15 protein-coding genes and 2 tRNA genes are annotated in these 15,532 nt (G+C 68.7%); 8 read left to right on the forward strand and 9 right to left on the reverse strand.

The window, feature by feature from the left end:
- The first annotated feature begins 175 nt into the window (after nucleotides 1-175).
- The gene (locus V6M46_RS17840) at nucleotides 176-778 is read left to right on the forward strand and encodes a TetR/AcrR family transcriptional regulator (protein WP_332667559.1); all 603 of its coding nucleotides are present in this window, start codon (nucleotides 176-178) and stop codon (nucleotides 776-778) included.
- Between the two features lie 155 nt (nucleotides 779-933).
- Here the strand turns inward: V6M46_RS17840 and V6M46_RS17845 are convergent.
- The 6 genes from V6M46_RS17845 to V6M46_RS17870 form a co-directional block, all read right to left on the reverse strand.
- Nucleotides 934-1,021, reverse strand: a tRNA-OTHER gene (locus V6M46_RS17845).
- Nucleotides 1,022-1,058: 37 nt separating this feature from the next.
- Nucleotides 1,059-1,135 (reverse strand) — tRNA-Met (locus tag V6M46_RS17850).
- Nucleotides 1,136-1,194: 59 nt separating this feature from the next.
- Nucleotides 1,195-4,044, reverse strand: a complete 2,850-nt coding sequence (locus V6M46_RS17855; protein ID WP_332667561.1) for a UPF0182 family membrane protein — start codon at nucleotides 4,042-4,044, stop codon at nucleotides 1,195-1,197.
- Between the two features lie 98 nt (nucleotides 4,045-4,142).
- On the reverse strand, nucleotides 4,143-4,652 hold the full coding sequence (locus V6M46_RS17860; protein WP_332667563.1) for a PPA1309 family protein: 510 nt from the start codon (nucleotides 4,650-4,652) through the stop codon (nucleotides 4,143-4,145).
- Nucleotides 4,643-5,713, reverse strand: a complete 1,071-nt coding sequence (locus tag V6M46_RS17865) for a YlbL family protein (RefSeq protein WP_332667565.1) — start codon at nucleotides 5,711-5,713, stop codon at nucleotides 4,643-4,645. Before V6M46_RS17865 ends, V6M46_RS17860 begins: the two co-directional genes overlap by 10 nt.
- 9 nt (nucleotides 5,714-5,722) lie before the next feature.
- A complete protein-coding gene (locus V6M46_RS17870; RefSeq protein WP_332667567.1) occupies nucleotides 5,723-6,184 on the reverse strand; it encodes a molybdenum cofactor biosynthesis protein MoaE in 462 nt (153 codons plus the stop codon).
- Nucleotides 6,185-6,250: 66 nt separating this feature from the next.
- Here V6M46_RS17870 and V6M46_RS17875 point away from each other — a divergent pair, with 66 nt between their 5' ends.
- Nucleotides 6,251-7,561, forward strand: a complete 1,311-nt coding sequence (locus V6M46_RS17875) for a zinc-dependent metalloprotease (protein WP_332667568.1) — start codon at nucleotides 6,251-6,253, stop codon at nucleotides 7,559-7,561.
- Entirely contained in the window at nucleotides 7,558-8,109 is a 552-nt protein-coding gene (locus V6M46_RS17880; protein ID WP_332667570.1) for an NUDIX hydrolase, read from the forward strand. Before V6M46_RS17875 ends, V6M46_RS17880 begins: the two co-directional genes overlap by 4 nt.
- Here the strand turns inward: V6M46_RS17880 and V6M46_RS17885 are convergent.
- Nucleotides 8,060-8,560 (reverse strand): M48 metallopeptidase family protein, encoded by a 501-nt coding sequence (locus tag V6M46_RS17885; protein ID WP_332667572.1) that lies wholly within the window; start codon nucleotides 8,558-8,560, stop codon nucleotides 8,060-8,062. The two genes, V6M46_RS17880 and V6M46_RS17885, sit on opposite strands and share 50 nt — an antisense overlap.
- A gap of 479 nt (nucleotides 8,561-9,039) precedes the next feature.
- Between V6M46_RS17885 and V6M46_RS17890 the strand changes: the two genes are divergently transcribed.
- The 4 genes from V6M46_RS17890 to V6M46_RS17905 all read left to right on the forward strand — a co-directional run bounded on the left by V6M46_RS17890 (nucleotide 9,040) and on the right by V6M46_RS17905 (nucleotide 12,157).
- Nucleotides 9,040-9,198 (forward strand): DUF5679 domain-containing protein, encoded by a 159-nt coding sequence (locus V6M46_RS17890; protein WP_332667574.1) that lies wholly within the window; start codon nucleotides 9,040-9,042, stop codon nucleotides 9,196-9,198.
- 206 nt (nucleotides 9,199-9,404) lie between these two features.
- On the forward strand, nucleotides 9,405-10,292 hold the full coding sequence (locus V6M46_RS17895; protein WP_332667577.1) for a hypothetical protein: 888 nt from the start codon (nucleotides 9,405-9,407) through the stop codon (nucleotides 10,290-10,292).
- Between the two features lie 27 nt (nucleotides 10,293-10,319).
- Nucleotides 10,320-11,705: an ABC1 kinase family protein gene (locus V6M46_RS17900; RefSeq protein ID WP_332667579.1), complete on the forward strand. Its 1,386-nt coding sequence runs from the start codon at nucleotides 10,320-10,322 to the stop codon at nucleotides 11,703-11,705.
- A gap of 110 nt (nucleotides 11,706-11,815) precedes the next feature.
- The gene (locus V6M46_RS17905; protein ID WP_332667581.1) at nucleotides 11,816-12,157 is read left to right on the forward strand and encodes a hypothetical protein; all 342 of its coding nucleotides are present in this window, start codon (nucleotides 11,816-11,818) and stop codon (nucleotides 12,155-12,157) included.
- A gap of 17 nt (nucleotides 12,158-12,174) precedes the next feature.
- Here the strand turns inward: V6M46_RS17905 and V6M46_RS17910 are convergent, their stop codons facing one another.
- On the reverse strand, nucleotides 12,175-14,220 hold the full coding sequence (locus V6M46_RS17910) for an ATP-dependent DNA helicase UvrD2 (RefSeq protein ID WP_332667583.1): 2,046 nt from the start codon (nucleotides 14,218-14,220) through the stop codon (nucleotides 12,175-12,177).
- An 84-nt stretch (nucleotides 14,221-14,304) separates the two neighbouring features.
- On the opposite strand from V6M46_RS17910, the gene V6M46_RS17915 reads away from it, so the two are divergent.
- Nucleotides 14,305-14,547, forward strand: a complete 243-nt coding sequence (locus tag V6M46_RS17915) for a mycoredoxin (protein WP_332667585.1) — start codon at nucleotides 14,305-14,307, stop codon at nucleotides 14,545-14,547.
- Between the two features lie 123 nt (nucleotides 14,548-14,670).
- Here V6M46_RS17915 and nudC read toward each other — a convergent pair whose 3' ends face one another.
- Nucleotides 14,671-15,531, reverse strand: a complete 861-nt coding sequence (gene nudC / locus V6M46_RS17920) for an NAD(+) diphosphatase (protein ID WP_332667587.1) — start codon at nucleotides 15,529-15,531, stop codon at nucleotides 14,671-14,673.
- Nucleotide 15,532 lies beyond the last annotated feature (1 nt).

Raw genomic sequence — 15,532 nt, forward strand, 5'->3', positions numbered from 1 at the left:
TGCAGCGGAATCTATGATCTTTCTGAACTCACAGCGATTTTGGAATCGTGTGGTGTCCCCCAACGTAAAATGCTGTTGCTCCCGGGAGTGATTCTGTATTAACGTTCAGGCAAATGATCCTTCTCAAAACAGGTCTTGACCGCCGCCTTCGGCAGGCGAGTCAAGATCGCGATCGATGACTGGCGATCGAGTGCCGGCGCGCCCGCCTGCGGCTGGTCTGCCCCGACGAGAACTGCTGCTGACGGCCGCTGCCGAGCTGTTCCTCCGCAATCCGTACGACCTGGTCACCGTCGAGATGATCTGCGCGAAGGCCGGCATCTCCGGTCCGGGGCTCTACCGCCACTTTCGAAACAAGCAGGCTCTCCTCATCGCGGTGGTTGAGGCTCCGTTGGAATACCTTCAAGAATTCGCACGGGCCGTGACGGAGGCCGAATCCGATCCGCGAGCCGCGATGCGCACCATGGTCGAGTTCCACGTCGGGTCTGTCGTGTCCGCGCCCCCCACGACGCTCATATTCCTCAAGAACGAGCTCGCGTTCCCCGAAGCGGATCGGCGTCGCATCCGACGGGCGATGAACCTCTACGCGGAGGAGTGGATCTCTGTTGTGTCACCCCTGCGTCCGGACCTTTCCGAGCCCGAGGTGCGTGTACTCACGCAGGCGGTGTTCTCGATGCTGAATTCCGTGGCAACCCTCAACAGAGGTCTAGACGGGCAGACTCTGGTGAAAACGATGTCGACTGCTGCACTGCATGCGCTGCTCTCGCCACCGGCGGACTGACGAAGGCAGTCAGATAGGTCAGATAGTGGGAACGCTGGCCCGGCCGTGATCTGCGATGCCCGGAGGCCTGTGAGCTGGTGTCGCGGACTTCATCGACATCGTCAGCTGGCGGGGAGGGTCAGGCGCGCTCGATTCACCAAATCCGAAGTTTCCTGAGCCTCCGACAGGATTCGAACCCGCGACATCCTCATGACAATTGAGGCGAAGCGGGCAGCGATCACCGCGGGTGGGCATGACAAAGGCCCCTGACCGGCATTTCTGCTGGTCAGGGGCCTTCGAGTGGTAGCGGGGACAGGATTTGAACCTGTGACCTCTGGGTTATGAGCCCAGCGAGCTACCGAGCTGCTCCACCCCGCGTCGCTCGTTCTACTTTACGGGTCGGGGACCCAAGGATCAAATCCGGGGTCCCCGCTCCCCTACTTCTTGGCGTTTTCGTCCTCGACGGCCTTCTTGGCGTCCTCGATCTTCTGGCCCATCTGGTTGATCTTGGTCTGGTACGTCGCCAGGTCGCCGTCCTTGAGCGCTTCCTGGGCGTCCTCGTAGAGCGCCGACGCCTCGTCGAGCAGCGCGGAGGCAGTCTTCTCCCCCGGACTCTCGCCCTCCGGCGTCGTCGGGGTGTCACCGGTGTCGTCGGGCGTCGAGCCCTCCTCGAGACCCAGCGCCACGCGCAACGCCTCGTCGAGGGTCTGGCCGAAGCCGACATCCTTGCCGAACGACGCGATGACGAACTGCAGGACCGGATAGGACCCCTCGACCGCACTGCGCTGAATGTAGACCGGCTGGACGTACAGCAGCCCGTCGCCGACCGGCAACGTCAACAGGTTGCCGCGCAGGATGTTGGCCTGCTTCGACTGCTCGAACTGGAGCAGCGCCTGGGTGACGCCCTTGTCGGTCTGGAAGTCGTTCGCGATCTGGCTGGGGCCGGCGATCTGGGTCTCACTCGGCAGCTGCAGGATCTGCATCTTGCCGTAGTTCTCCTTGTCGGTCGCCTCGGAGTTGACCGAGACGAACGCCGCGAGGTTCTGCCGGCTGTTGGGCAGGTAGACGCTGGTGACCGAGAACTTCGGAGCGTCCTCACCAGGACGCGCCGTCGACAGGTAGTAGGGCGGCTGCAACGCGTTGGAGCCGGTCGGGGCGGTCGGGTCCTCCGGGACCTTCCAGCGCTCACCGTCCTCGTAGAACGTCTGCGCGTCGGTCACGTGATAGCGCTGCAGCACGTCGCGCTGCACCTTGAACAGGTCGACCGGGTAGCGCAGGTGCTCGAGCAACCCGTTGCTGATCTTGTCCTTGGGCTCCACCACGTCGGGGAAGACCTTCATCCACGTCTTGAGGACCGGGTCCTTGGTGTCCCACTGGTAGAGCTTGACCGAGCCGTCGTACGCATCGACGACGGCCTTGACCGAGTTGCGCATGTAGTTGACCTGGTCGGTCGGCAGCGCGGCTTGCGCGTTGCCGTTGGTCAGCGTGTCGGCCGTGGCCTCGCGCAGCGAACGATGCTCGGAGTAGGGGTAGGAGTTGCTGGTCGTGTAGCCGTCGACGATCCAGACGACGCGACCGTTGACGACCGCGGGATACGAGTCGCCGTCGACCGTGAGCCACGGGGCGACCTTCTTGACCCGGTCACGCGGCTCGCGGTCATAGAGGATCTTGGACTCGGCGTTGACCCGGCTCGACAGGAAGATGTTGGGCTCGGCGAACTTGAACGCGTACAGCAGCTTGTTGAACGTGCCACCGATCGGCACACCGCCCTTGCCGTCGTACGTGTTCTGGGTCGCGTTGGCCTTGCCCTCGTCGTCGGTCGAGGCGCCACCGCGCGGGATGTCGACCTCGATCGGGGCCTGACCCTTGGGGCGTCCGACGATCGAGTAGGACGGCGACTGCTCGCCGAAGTAGATCCGCGGGGGCGTCGTGGTCTTGATCTCACCGACCGACGGGATGTCCTTGGCGACGAACACCGGTTCGCCGGTGTCGCCACGCTGGTTGCCGCGCGCCGCCACGACGCCGTAACCGTGCGTGTAGATCGTGTGGTCGTTGGCCCAGTTGCGCTGGCTGCTCTGCAGGCCGTTGAGGTTGAGCTCGCGCGCCGCGATGATGACGTCCTGCGGCTGCTCCTCGTCACCGAGCCGGTAGCGGTCGACGTCGAGCGTCTTGGGGACGGTGTAGTAGCCGCGCACCTGCTGGAGCTGCTCGAACGCATCGGAGATCAGGGTCGGGTCGAGCAGACGCGTGCTGACCCGCGACTCGGCAGAGCTCGCCAGCTCGGCCGGGGTCAGAGCTGTCTTGGCCGAGTAGGACTGGACCTCGACGTCGTCGATCCCGTACGCCTCTCGTGTCGCTTCTATGTTGCGCGCTATGTAGGGCGCTTCCTTGTCGGGCTCGGACGGCTTGACCTGGAACCCCTGCATGACGGCAGGCCAGATCGCACCGATCAGGATCGAGGTCAGCGCCAGCAGGCCCAGGCCGATCGCCGGCAGCGCCCACGAGCGGATGAAGATCGCGGCGAAGAACAGCAGGGCGCAGATGATCGCGACGCCGATGAGGATGTTCTTGCTGGGGATGCGGGCATGATCGTCGGTGTAGGTGACGCCGTCGATCAGCCCGCCCGACGCGATCACCTGCGCGAACCGGTCGAGGTAGTAGGAGACCGCGCGCAGCAGCACGCCGATGCCGACGAGCACGGACAGGTGCACCTGCGCCGCCCGTGTCAGCTTGGGGCCGCGACCGGCGATGCGGATGCCGCCGTAGACATAGTTGAGGAACAGCACCGCCAGCACGGTGATGACGATCAGGGCGAACGAGTACGACGTCAGGAAGCGCCACCACGGGTACTCGAAGACGTAGAAGCTGGCGTCCTTGCCGAACTGGGCGTCCTTGGTGCCGAACGAAGTGCTGTGACGCCACTTCTGGTACGTGTCCCAGTGGGCCGCGGCGACCGAGCCGGCGAAGCCGGTGAGCACCAGGCCGAAGCCGATGGCCAGGGGACGCAGCAGCGGCGTGAGAGCCAGGCGGTAGCGGTAGGCAGGGTCGTCGCGCCGCATCGGTGCGGCATCCGGCCGCGTGCGGTAGGCGACGTAGAGGTTGGCGATGACGAACAGGCCGAAGATCAGGCCCAGGATGACGAAGAGTGCGACACGGGTGAGCAGGATGCTGCGGAACACCTCGCCGTAGCCGACCGACTTGAACCAGAGGCGGTCGGTCCACACGCTCGTGAAGATCGAACCGAGGAACAGCAGCAGTGCCAGCGTGATGAGGGTGGGAACCAGCACGCGCTGGCGACGTTCAGACCCGCGCCGAGGTTCCGGGCGGGGACGGGGGGTTCCGAAGATGTCGCTCACGTAGCTCCTGGTGACGGGGTGACTTGACTCTATGCCAGAGTGCGGCGGAGATGTTCGATCAGGCCCGGCACGAGATCGGGCCCCTCCAGCAGCTCGGCATCATGGGGTTCTCTGGCGCGTACGGCGCTGTGCGACCCGCCATCGCGGACGACCGCGGCGACGAGCCGCACCTCGCGGCGATCGGGGTGGGCCGCGACGACGGCCAGCAGCTCGTCCGGGTCGTCCGGCAGCGAGGCCTCGGCCTCGGGCGGCAGCATGATGCGCTCGACGACCGCGGCGCAGCCGGCGACGGCATCGGGCCACACGATCTCGGTCAGCAGGTCCTCGAGCTCGCGGTCACCGGGCAGCTCCTGCTCGACCGGCGTCATGCTGTCGGGGTCGTCGGAGAGCTGGTCGGCGAGACCCGGCTCGCGGGCGATCAGGTCGGCGGTGGGCACGAGGGCGAACAGCCGCGGCGGCTGGTCCCATCCCTGCGCGCCGACGTGTGACTCGACCTCGAGGGCGGCCTGGCGCAGGGGCGAGTCCGGCATCAGCTGCATGACGGCACCGTGGCCTTGGGGTCCTCGGCGAGCGCCTCGAGCGAGGAGATCGCGTCCTTGAGCTTCGACACCTTCACGAGCTTGAGTCCCTCGTCGCCACCGTCGGTGGCCTCGGCGCAGTTGGCCGCGGGGACCAGGAAGATCGTCACGCCCTTCTCGGCCGCGCCCGCCATCTTCTGCCGGATGCCGCCGATCGGGCCGACCGTGCCGTCGGTGGCGATCTCGCCGGTGCCGGCGATCTTCCTGCCGCCGGTCAACGAACCCGGGGTCAGCTTGTCGTAGATCGCGAGGGCGAACATCGCGCCGGCACTCGGCCCGCCGATCGTGCGGCCCACATTGTTGTCGATCTTGATCGGGTACTTGTAGGTCTCCCCGATCGTGATGCCGATGCGCGGGACCGACTTGTCCTTGGGATCGGCACGGGTCACGACCGGCACGTCCAGCGACTTGCCCTTGCGCTCGACCGTCAGGCGTACGGTGTCGCCGGGCTCGTGCGTGCCGACGGCCTTGACGACCTGGTCAGGCGTGGTGACCTTGGTGCCGTCGACCGCCGTGAAGACGTCACCGACCTTCAGCAGCTTCTCTGCCGCACCGTCCTTGACCAGTCCGGCGACGGACGGCCGTCCGGTGACGGTGTAGCCGGCGGCGCGCAGGGCGGCCACCCGCGAGGAGTCCTTGGAGCTCGCCAGCTGGGCGGCCGACTCCGCCGTCGACTGCTCGGCGGTCTCGTTGTCGGGATAGACCACGTCCCTGGGGACCACGGCCCTGTCGGGGTCGAGGTACGCCCCGATCGCGGCGCCGAGCGACAAGGGCCGGTCTGCCCGCCTCACCGAGACGGTGGTGAAGTAGAGCTCACCGGTCGTCGGGTACGTCTTGACGTCCTTGCCGAACGTGAACATCGGCTTGTCATCGAACGTGCCGAGCGTGTTGAACGGAGCGCCCGGGCTCATCGTGACGTAGGGAACCGGCACGAGGAAAGACACCGTGGTGAGCACGATCAAGGAGATCGCCGCCACGACCATCGTCGTGTAGCGAGCACTCAGCTTCGACGGGTCGGACACACGGTGAGCCTAGTCACTGCCGGCAACCTGCGTGGCCTCGGCCGGGGAGTCCGGCGACCCGACCCACGCGGCGTCGCCGGAGGTGAAGGTCTGGTGCTTCCACACCGGCACGTCGGTCTTCAGCTCGTCGATCAGCCGACGGCAGGCTTCGAAGGCCTGCGCCCGGTGTGCCGCCGACGCCGCCACGACGACGGCCAGGTCGCCGACGACGAGGTCACCGACCCGATGAACGCCGGCCAGCGCCACGACGTCGCACTCCGCGGCGATGCGCTCGGCGACGTCACGAAGCCGGGCAAGTGCGGTCGGATGCGATGAGTAGCCGAGCGCGGAGACGCCCTGGCCCTCGTCGTGATCGCGGACCGTCCCGACGAACACGCAGATGCCACCCGCGGCGGGGTCGGTCACCGCGGCGTACACCTCGTCGAGGCTCAACGGGGCGTCGCGGATGTCGAGCAGGCGTACGGCAGTCATCTCGATTCATCGTAGAGCGAACAACATTCCCGTGGGACTCGCGGATCCTGTCGCTACTGTTGAGGCATGGCCGAGAACGAGAACGAAGAGCCCGAGAATCCCTTCAAGGGCACGCCCATGGAGCAGCTGTTCGGGGCGTTCACCGGCGGCCAGATGGACATGAACCAGATCATGGGCCAGATGCAGAAGATGTTCGCCCCGCACGAGGGGAGCGTCAACTTCGATCTCGCCAAGGACGTCGCCCGCCACACCGTCGCCGCGGCCGGGCCCGACCCTTCGCCCAACTCGGCGCAGCAGGGCGCGGTCGACGACGCCGCCCAGCTCGCGGAGTCATGGCTCGACACCGTCACGTCGATGCCCATCGGGGCCACGACCGCGACGGCATGGAGCAAGGCCGAGTGGATCGAGGCGACCTCCGGCACGTGGCAGCAGCTCGTCGAGCCGATCGCGGCGCACGTCGTCAAGGCCATGGCTGAAGCGCTCCCCGACGAGGCCAAGGCGATGGCCGGGCCACTCATGGGCATGCTGACGCAGGCCGGCGGTGCGATGTTCGGCCAGCAGATCGGCCAGGCCCTCGGCGGGCTCGCCGGCGAGGTCGTGTCGTCGACCGACATCGGCATCCCGCTCGGCCCCGAGCGCATCGCCGCGGTGCTGCCGTCTGGCGTCGAGGCGTTCGGCGAGGGCCTCGAGCACCCGGCATCAGACGTACTCCTCTACATCGTGCTGCGCGAGTGCGCACACCACCGGCTGTTCCACCATGCCCCCTGGCTGCGTCCGGCCCTCGTCGGCGCGGTCGAGGAGTTCGGCCGCGGCACCCGCATCGATGTGACCGCGATCGAGTCGCAGCTGCAGGGTCTCGACCCCTCGCGGCCCGAGGAGATCCAGGAAGCCCTGTCCGGTGGCCTGTTCGAACCGGAGCGCACACCCGAGCAGCAGCGGGCGCTCGACCGGCTGGAGACCCTGCTGGCGTTCATCGAGGGCTGGGTCGACGAGATCGTCACCCAGGCCACCAAGGACCGTATGCCCGCCGCCGCCCCGCTCGCCGAGGCGATGCGCCGGCGCCGCGCGGCCGGCGGTCCGGCGGAGCAGACGTTCGCGTCGCTGGTCGGCCTCGAGCTGCGACCCCGCAAGCTCCGTGAAGCCACGACGCTGTGGGCGGCCTTGCGTGACCGGCAGGGACCCGACGCGCGCGACGCGGTGTGGAGCCACCCCGACCTCATGCCGTCGACGGCGGACCTCGACGATCCACTGGGGTTCGCCCAGGGCGAGCACCGTACGCAGAGCGACGACGACTTCGACGCCGCTCTCGGCGAGCTGCTCGACAACGACCCGGGCGACGCCGAGCCGGACACCGGCGCCGACGGCCCCCGCGAGTGACGCTGCGCGACGACGCGCGCGGTGTGCTGAGCGACTGGACTGCGCCCGACGACGAGCAGGACCGGCTGCGCCGGCTGTACGTCACGCACACCGAGACGTACGCCGACGCGATGAGCCGGGAGTGTCATCCCGATCACCTGACGGCGAGCGCCATCATCTTCTCGGCCGACCACCGGCGCGTCCTGCTCACGCTGCACCGCATCATCAAGCGGTGGCTGCAGACCGGAGGGCACTGCGAGCCCGACGACGTCACACTCGCCGAGGCCGCGTTGCGGGAAGGTCGCGAGGAGAGCGGCATACCTGATCTGGCGATCGATCCCGTGCCGGTGCTGCTGTCGCGCCACGAGGTGCCGTGCGGTCCGATCAGGCCGTCGCACCACCTCGACGTGCAGTACGTCGCTGTCGCACCGGTCGAGGCCCAGCACGTCATCAGCGACGAGTCCGACGACCTGGCGTGGTTCGGCGTCGACGCGCTGCCCACTGAGACCGACGACTCGGTCAGGGCGTTGATCGCTGCTGCCAGGACACGCCTTCGAGGAAGCCCTTAGCCTTCGTGGTCTCGGGATGGGCATCGACGAGCGCCCAGAACCGCTTGCTGTGGTTGGGCTCGATGAGGTGCGCGAGCTCGTGCAGCAGGACGTAGTCGATGACCCACTCGGGCATGCCCTTGAGCCGGTCGGACAGCCGGATGCTGCGGTCGGCGTTGGTGCAGGAGCCCCAGCGGCTGTTCTGGTTGCTCACCCATCGCACGGACAGCGGAACCGCACGGCCCTCGAGCCAGGTGGTCGACAGCTGAGCGGCCCGCGCCTGCAGGTCGTCGTCGCTGGGGCGTACGCGTCGCTCGCGCCGATCGAGCCGCTCGATCAGGCTGCGGACGTGGCGCTCCTCCTCGGCCCTGGAGAGGTGGGCCGGCATCAGCACGATCGTCTTGTCGCCCTCGCGATAGGCCCGGACCGTGCGCTTGCGGCGCGCGCTTCGCCGGATCTCGACCTCGGTCACGCCGGCCCGACCGTTCGCCCGCTGAGCTCGCTCATGATGGGAAACATATCTCCTGATTCCGACCTTTTGGCCGTCCACAAGGCCGGCTGTGCAAAGCGGCTGGTCAGACAGGGAGTTCCGCAGTTCCTCCACGACGGACCCACACGTTGTGCACCGCGCCGTCCACATGGGTCCTCGGCGTTCCCCACAAGTTGTCCCCACCGTTATCCACAGGCGTGGACAACAGTTGTTCGAAACCGGTTGCCGACAGGCCCCGCGAGGCCTAGCGTGAGCGCCATTCGAGGCCCCCGACGGAACTCGCAAGGGGAAGGCAAGCTCCGTCGGGGGTCTCTCCTCTGTCGCCGTGGGTCTCCGGCGCCGAGAACCTGCAATTCGAGGGGTTGCGACGCGCCGAAGCGCTTTACGCTCAGCTGAGCGTGAAACGGCCCTCCCACGCGTACGCTGAACGTGACTAGCACCACATCGGCAAGGAGGCCGCAATGTCGGAAACATGGAGTGGCGAGTTCTACTGCGTCAAGTGCAAGGAAAAGCGCGAGGCGTCTGGAGAGGTCCACGTCAGTGACAAGGGCACTCGTATGGCCAAGGGCATCTGCCCGGTCTGTGGCACCAAGCTGAACCGGATCCTCGGCAAGGCCTGAGCCACTCGCGGGGATCCGGGCCCCGCACTTCCCCGAGTTTTGCGGAGGATCCGACACCGTCGGGTCCTCCGCTTTGCTGAAGACCGAGGCCGCCCCAGGATCCGCCGAGCGCGGCGAAGCCGCCACCTGTCGAAACCCCGTGAGCCGACGACGCGACTGTGGATGACGCGTTCGTCACCTGCGCGATGAGCGACAACCCTGACGACATGGCCTTCCGACCAGCGCTCCGACCCGGAGCACCGCTCCTCCGCCGGGATGCCACCCACCTGCAGGTCGGCACGTCCCCCGGCATCGTCATCGGTGACCGCCCGGGGCTGGTCGACCTGCTCCGTCTGCTCGACGGGGCACGTGACGTCGAACGGCTGGCCGCCATCGCCCGTACGGCGATCCCCGAGCTCACGGTGCCGGTCACCGACATCCTGGCCGAGCTGCGCTCCGCAGGCGTCGTGTTCGATGCCACCCGCTGGAGCAGCGCACGGCGACGAGGACTCGACGCCGAGGCCCGCCACGCCGACTTCGGCGGGGATGACCCGGCCCGGCTCCGCCACCGGCAGACGTACGGCGTCGCGCTTCACTCCGATGCCGGCGGCCGGCGGCTCACGGAGATCACCCAGTCGGTGCTCGCCGACGCCGGCGTCAACGAGTTCGCCGACGGCGATCCCGACCTGCTGGTCATCGCTTCGTCCGGCGAGCCCGCCCGCACGGTGTTCGAGGAGCCGATACGGCTCGGACTCGATCACCTCCCGGTCGTGATCGACGAGGACCGCATCCGGATCGGGCCGCTCGTACGACCCGGACGCACACCGTGCGTGTCGTGCCACGACCTGCACCGTGCCGACTGGGACCGCGCCTGGCCGGCGCTCGTGCACCAGCTCGGTCGGCACACCGCGACCATGACGCCGGCGGCCGTGGACGCCGTCACGACCCACGCCGCCGCGCTCGAGCTCGCCGTGGAGGTGCTGGCCCACGCCGACGGCCGGACGAGCCGAACCCTCGGCCGCTGCCTGGTCGTCGGGCCGGCGCACGACGACCGGACGACCTGGCCGTTGGCGTTCCATCACGCCTGCACGTGCGACCTGCTCCGAGCCGCCTGACCAGGCGCTCCGGACTATCCTGACCTGGTGCCCCAGACTCCCGACCGACCCGATGGGCCGGAGCAGGCCGGCCCGCCCGGCAAGGATGAGCCGAAGGGCCGACCACTGACCGGAAGCGCGTTCATGCGCACCGCTCGGCTCGCGTCGCTGCCGGTCGGGTTCGCCGGGCGTACGACGCTGGGCATCGGCAAGCGCATGGTCGGCGCACCCGCGAACGTCGTGCTCAGCGAGGTCCAGCGGCGCACCGCCGACCAGATCTTCTCGGTCCTGGGCCAGCTCAAGGGCGGCGCGATGAAGTTCGGCCAGGCCATGAGCATCTTCGAGGCCGCGCTGCCCGAGGAGTTCATCGGGCCCTATCGCGAGACGCTCGTCAAGCTGCAGGACTCCGCGCCGCCGATGCCGCCGGGCACGGTCCACCGGGTCATGGCCGAGGAGTTCGGCGCCGACTGGCGGCAGCAGTTCACCTCGTTCGAGGACAAGCCGGCCGCCTCGGCGTCGATCGGCCAGGTGCACCGCGCGGTGTGGGCCGACGGCCAGGAGGTCGCGGTCAAGCTGCAGTACCCGGGCGCCGCCAAGGCGCTGACCGCGGACCTGAGGCAGATCGCCCGGCTGGCCCGGCTGTTCGGCACGCTCGCCCCCGCCCTCGACGTCAAGCCGCTGGTCCAGGAGCTCCAGGACCGCGTCGCCGAGGAGCTCGACTACAACCTCGAGGCCGGCGCACAGAGCGTGTTCGCTGCGGAGTTCGACGACGATCCGGAGATCGTCGTGCCACAGGTGCTGGCATACACCGAGCACGCCCTCGTCTCGAGCTGGCTGGAGAGCGACCACTCGCTCGCCCAGGTCATCACGGAGGGCACGCAGGAGGAGCGCGACCGGTACGGGGAGGCGTACGTCAGGTTCCTGTTCGCCGGACCGACGCGGGCCGGGATGCTGCACGCCGACCCGCACCCCGGCAACTTCCGCATCATGCCCGACGGGCGGCTCGGCGTCGTCGACTACGGCGCCGTGGCGCGCCTCCCCGGAGGACTCCCCGAGCCGATGGGGCGCCTGCTGCGCTACGCGGTCGACGGCGAGTACGACCTGGTGCTCGAGGGCCTCCATGACGAGGGCTTCCTCAAGAAGACGACTGACCTGGACGCCGACACGATCGCTCACTACATCGGCCCGTTCGTCGAGCCGGCGAGCGTCGAACGATTCACGTTCAGCCGCGAGTGGATGCGAGCCCAGACTCTGCGGGTGAGCGCGCCGACGTCCGAAGGCATGGGCACCGCGATGAAGATCAACCTGCCACCGCAGTACCTGCTGATCCACCGGGTGTGGATCGGCGGCATCGGCGTGCTCAGCCAGCTCGGCGCCACAGCGCCCTTCCGCTCGATCCTCGAAGAGTCGCTGCCCGGCTTCTCTGACGCCTAGGTGCCACCACCCCGCCGGTATGCTCGGCTGGGATGGGAGCACAAAAGCGAGGGAAGCACGCCCGGCCGACGTCGATCTTCACGGACGGCGCGGGACGCGCGAGATCGTCCGTGAGCACGGTCTGGGCGATCCTGGTGATCTCCGTCGGGGCGACAGCGTTCGGCCTCTCCACCCACGAGTCGCTGCCGGACCTGGGTCCGACTGACCCGACCTCGGGCAGTGCGGAGACGCAGACGCCGAACGAGTCGAGCGTCCCACCGCCGTCGGCCGCTGCGACCACCCCGTCGCCGACGCCGACAACGAGTGAGGACTCCGGCGCCGCCGAATCCAGCTCGACACCCGACGAGCCGACCACCCCGTCGCCCACCACCACGGCGACCGACGAGCCGGGCGGATCTCCGCCGCATACGCCCGGCACCCCGCCGACAGCGCCGCCGGGCAAGGCGAAGTAGCCCGCCGACCTGATGGCCTAGCGCGACCTGATCAGCTCAAGCACCGAGTCGGCGTACTTCTCGAGCTTGGCCGGCCCGATGCCGGGCACCCGCGCGAGCGCGTCGGGGTCGGCGGGCTTGACCTCGGCGATCGACTGGAGCGTCGCGTCGGTGAAGATCACGTAGGCGGGCTTGCCCTGCTCGGTCGCCTGCTCGGTGCGCCAGGCGCGAAGCTGCTCGTAGAGCTCCTCGTCGTACGTCGCCGGGCAGTCCTCGCAGCGCCCCCGCTTGCGATCGGCGACCGCCAGCACCGTGTTGCAGACGCGGCACTTCGCGACCTTGCGCTCGCGGGGCTGACGCGCGGTCTGGCGCGCCTCGTGGTCGGCGGGCAGCAGCGGATCGAGGAATCGGGTGGGCCTGCGGTTGCCGCGGCCGCCGCGGTTGCGGGTGACGGCCCACGAGATCATCAGGTCGTGCCGGGCCCGGGTCAGGCCGACGTAGAACAGCCGGCGCTCCTCCTCGACCGCCGCGGGGGTGTCGGCGTGGACGCTCGGCATCATGCCCTCGTGCATGCCGACGCAGAAGACGGCGTCCCACTCCAAGCCCTTGGCCGAGTGCAGCGTCGCCAGCGTCACGCCGTCGGCGGCCGGCGCGTGCGCCTGGTCGGCCCTCCGGTCGAGGTCGGCGACGAGGGCGGTGAGGTCGGCGGCGGGGTCGGAGTCGACCAGGTCAGCAGCCATCGAGACGATCGCATGCAGCGACTCCCAGCGGTCTCGCACGGCGCCGGCACCTGTGGGCGGCTCGTCGGTGTGGCCCATCGCGGCGAAGATCGCCCGCACCTCCTGGACCAGCTCACCGCCACCCTCGCCACCGCGCGCTGACCCGCGCAGCAGCGTGACCGCCTGGCGTACCTCGGCCCGGCGGAAGAACCCCTCGACCCCGCGCAGGACATAGGGGATGCCGTGCTCGCCGAGCGCTTCCTCGAACGCCTCGGACTGGGCGTTGATGCGGAACAGGATCGCCATCTCCTTGTAGGAGACACCCCGGCGATGGAGCAGGGCGATCTCGCTCGCCACGGCGGCGGCCTCGGCCTGCTCGTCGGGGAACCCGATGTAGGTCACGGGGTCGCCGGGCTCCTGCTGCGACTGCAGGCGTACGCCGTCGGTGCCGTTGGCGCGGCTGAACACGGCGTTGGCGGCCGCGACGATCTGCGGCGTCGAGCGGTAGTTGCGGACCAGCTCGATGCGCTGGGCACCCTCGTGGCGTCGCGCGAACGACGTCAGGATCTCGGGCGATGCGCCGGCGAACGAATAGATGGTCTGGCGTGGGTCGCCGACGACGCAGATGTCGTTGCGACCGCCGAGCCACAGCTCGAGCAGCGTCGACTGGAGCGGGTTGACGTCCTGGAACTCGTCGACCACGAACCAGCGGTATTGCTGGCGCACCTGGGCCGCGATGCGCTCGTCGTCGGCGAGGATCGCGGCGGTGATCAGGAGGATGTCCTCCATGTCGATGCGACCACGATCGCGCTTGACGTCCTCGTAGGCCGTCATGATGTTGCCGATCGTGGAGTGGTCGAGATCGGCGACCTCGCGCCGTGCGGGGCCGGCCGCAGCGGCATAGGCGGCGGGACGGATGTTGGAGACCTTGGCCCACTCGATCTCGGACGACAGGTCGCGCAGCAGCGGGGTGTCGGTGCGGAGGCCGAGACGTCGGGCGGCCTCGGCGACGAGCGCGAACTTGGACGCCGTGACCTCGGGGAACTCACCGCCGTAGACCTGGGGCCAGAAATAGCGGGCCTGCCGCAGCGCCGCGGAGTGGAACGTGCGGGCCTGGACCCCGTCGGCGCCGAGCTGGCGGAGCCGGGTGCGCATCTCGCCGGCGGCGCGGGTCGTGAAGGTCACCGCGAGGACCTCGGTCGGCTTGTAGACGCCGGTCGCCACGCCGTACGCCATGCGGTGCGTGATGGCGCGGGTCTTGCCGGTGCCGGCACCTGCGACGACGCTGACCGGACCACGCAGCGCCTGTGCGACCTCACGCTGCTCAGGATCGAGCCCCGTCAGCAGGTCGTCGGCGTCGGGCACAGGGGGCTCCTCGGAGTGGTCGCGGAATGGGTGAAACGGTGTCGTTGTTGAGATGATCAGACTAGTCGTCGAAGGAGACACTCCATGTCGGGCACGTTCACGATGTACTCCACCCCGTGGTGCGGGTACTGCCACCGCCTCAAGGGCCAGCTCAAGCGCGAGGGCATCGACTTCCACGAGGTCGACATCGAGCAGCAGCCCGAGGCGGCGTTCATCGTCGAGCAGGCCAACAACGGCAACCAGACCGTCCCGACGTTGGTGTTCCACGACGGCACCGCGCTGACCAACCCCTCGGTGGCCCAGGTCAAGGCGCAGCTCGCCTCGTAACCCTCGCTGAGGAGAGGGTTTCCGATGCCCGAGGAGAGGGTTTCGGATGCCGGCAGGCGCGGCAACCCTCTCGTCAGCGGACAGGAACCCTCTCGTCAGCGGACGGGAACCCTCTCGTCAGCGTCAGGCCCAGGTGCCGTGGATGGTTCCGCCGTGCCACTTCTGGAGGAGCCAGCGGGAGATCGACACGTTGGGCGGCAGCAGCAGGTCGCTTGAGGCCGTCATCTCGGTGACCTCCGCGCGGGTGAACCAGCGCGCCTCGGCGATCTCGTTCTGGTCGACCGTGATGTCCGACGTCAGCGCCTGTCCGAAGAACCCGAGCATCAGGCTCGACGGGAACGGCCACGGCTGGCTGCCGGCGTACGCCACCTCACCGACCTGGATGCCGACCTCCTCCATGACCTCACGGCGTACGGCGTCGTCCAACGACTCCCCCGGCTCGACGAACCCGGCGAGCGTCGAGAAGCGGCCCTCGGGCCATATGGGCTGACGGCCCAGCAGCGCGCGGTCATCGCCGTCGGTGATCAGCATGATGACGGCGGGGTCCGTACGCGGGAAGTGGTGCGTGCCGCAGGCCGGGCAGATGCGAACGTGGCCGGCCTCGGCGATGTCGCTCGGCTGGCCGCAGTTGGCGCAGTACTTGTGGTGCTGGTGCCAGCGAGCGATGCCCACCGCGTGCACCCCGAGCGACGCCTCGTCGGGCGCGATCGTCGGGCCCAGGACGCGCAGGCTGACCGGCTCGAGCTCCTGCGGCACGCGGTCGACCATGACGGCGGCGTAGCGGATGTCGTCCTTGATGCCGAGGAAGATCCACTCGCCCTCGGGCGCCTCGTCGAGCCCAACCCAGCGGATGCCGGCACCGCCGACTGTCGCGACGTGCTCGCCACCGATGACGAGCACACGCACGTCGGGCGTCCGCCACGTGTCGTCCTTGCGGAGATGGGCGGCACGGTCGTGCTGGGTGCGGTCGAAGGCGTAGTCCACG

This window comes from Aeromicrobium sp., assembly GCF_036676885.1.
Classification (GTDB): domain Bacteria; phylum Actinomycetota; class Actinomycetes; order Propionibacteriales; family Nocardioidaceae; genus Aeromicrobium.

Excerpts from the sequence above, each read along its gene's own strand:
- V6M46_RS17890 (WP_332667574.1), top strand. The coding sequence starts at position 9,040 with ATGTCGGAAACATGGAGTGGCGAGTTCTACTGCGTCAAGTGCAAGGAA.
- V6M46_RS17860 (WP_332667563.1), bottom strand. The coding sequence starts at position 4,652 with ATGCAGCTGATGCCGGACTCGCCCCTGCGCCAGGCCGCCCTCGAGGTC.
- V6M46_RS17875 (WP_332667568.1), top strand. The coding sequence starts at position 6,251 with ATGGCCGAGAACGAGAACGAAGAGCCCGAGAATCCCTTCAAGGGCACG.
- V6M46_RS17840 (WP_332667559.1), top strand. The coding sequence starts at position 176 with ATGACTGGCGATCGAGTGCCGGCGCGCCCGCCTGCGGCTGGTCTGCCC.
- V6M46_RS17915 (WP_332667585.1), top strand. The coding sequence starts at position 14,305 with ATGTCGGGCACGTTCACGATGTACTCCACCCCGTGGTGCGGGTACTGC.
- V6M46_RS17895 (WP_332667577.1), top strand. The coding sequence starts at position 9,405 with ATGGCCTTCCGACCAGCGCTCCGACCCGGAGCACCGCTCCTCCGCCGG.
- V6M46_RS17870 (WP_332667567.1), bottom strand. The coding sequence starts at position 6,184 with ATGACTGCCGTACGCCTGCTCGACATCCGCGACGCCCCGTTGAGCCTC.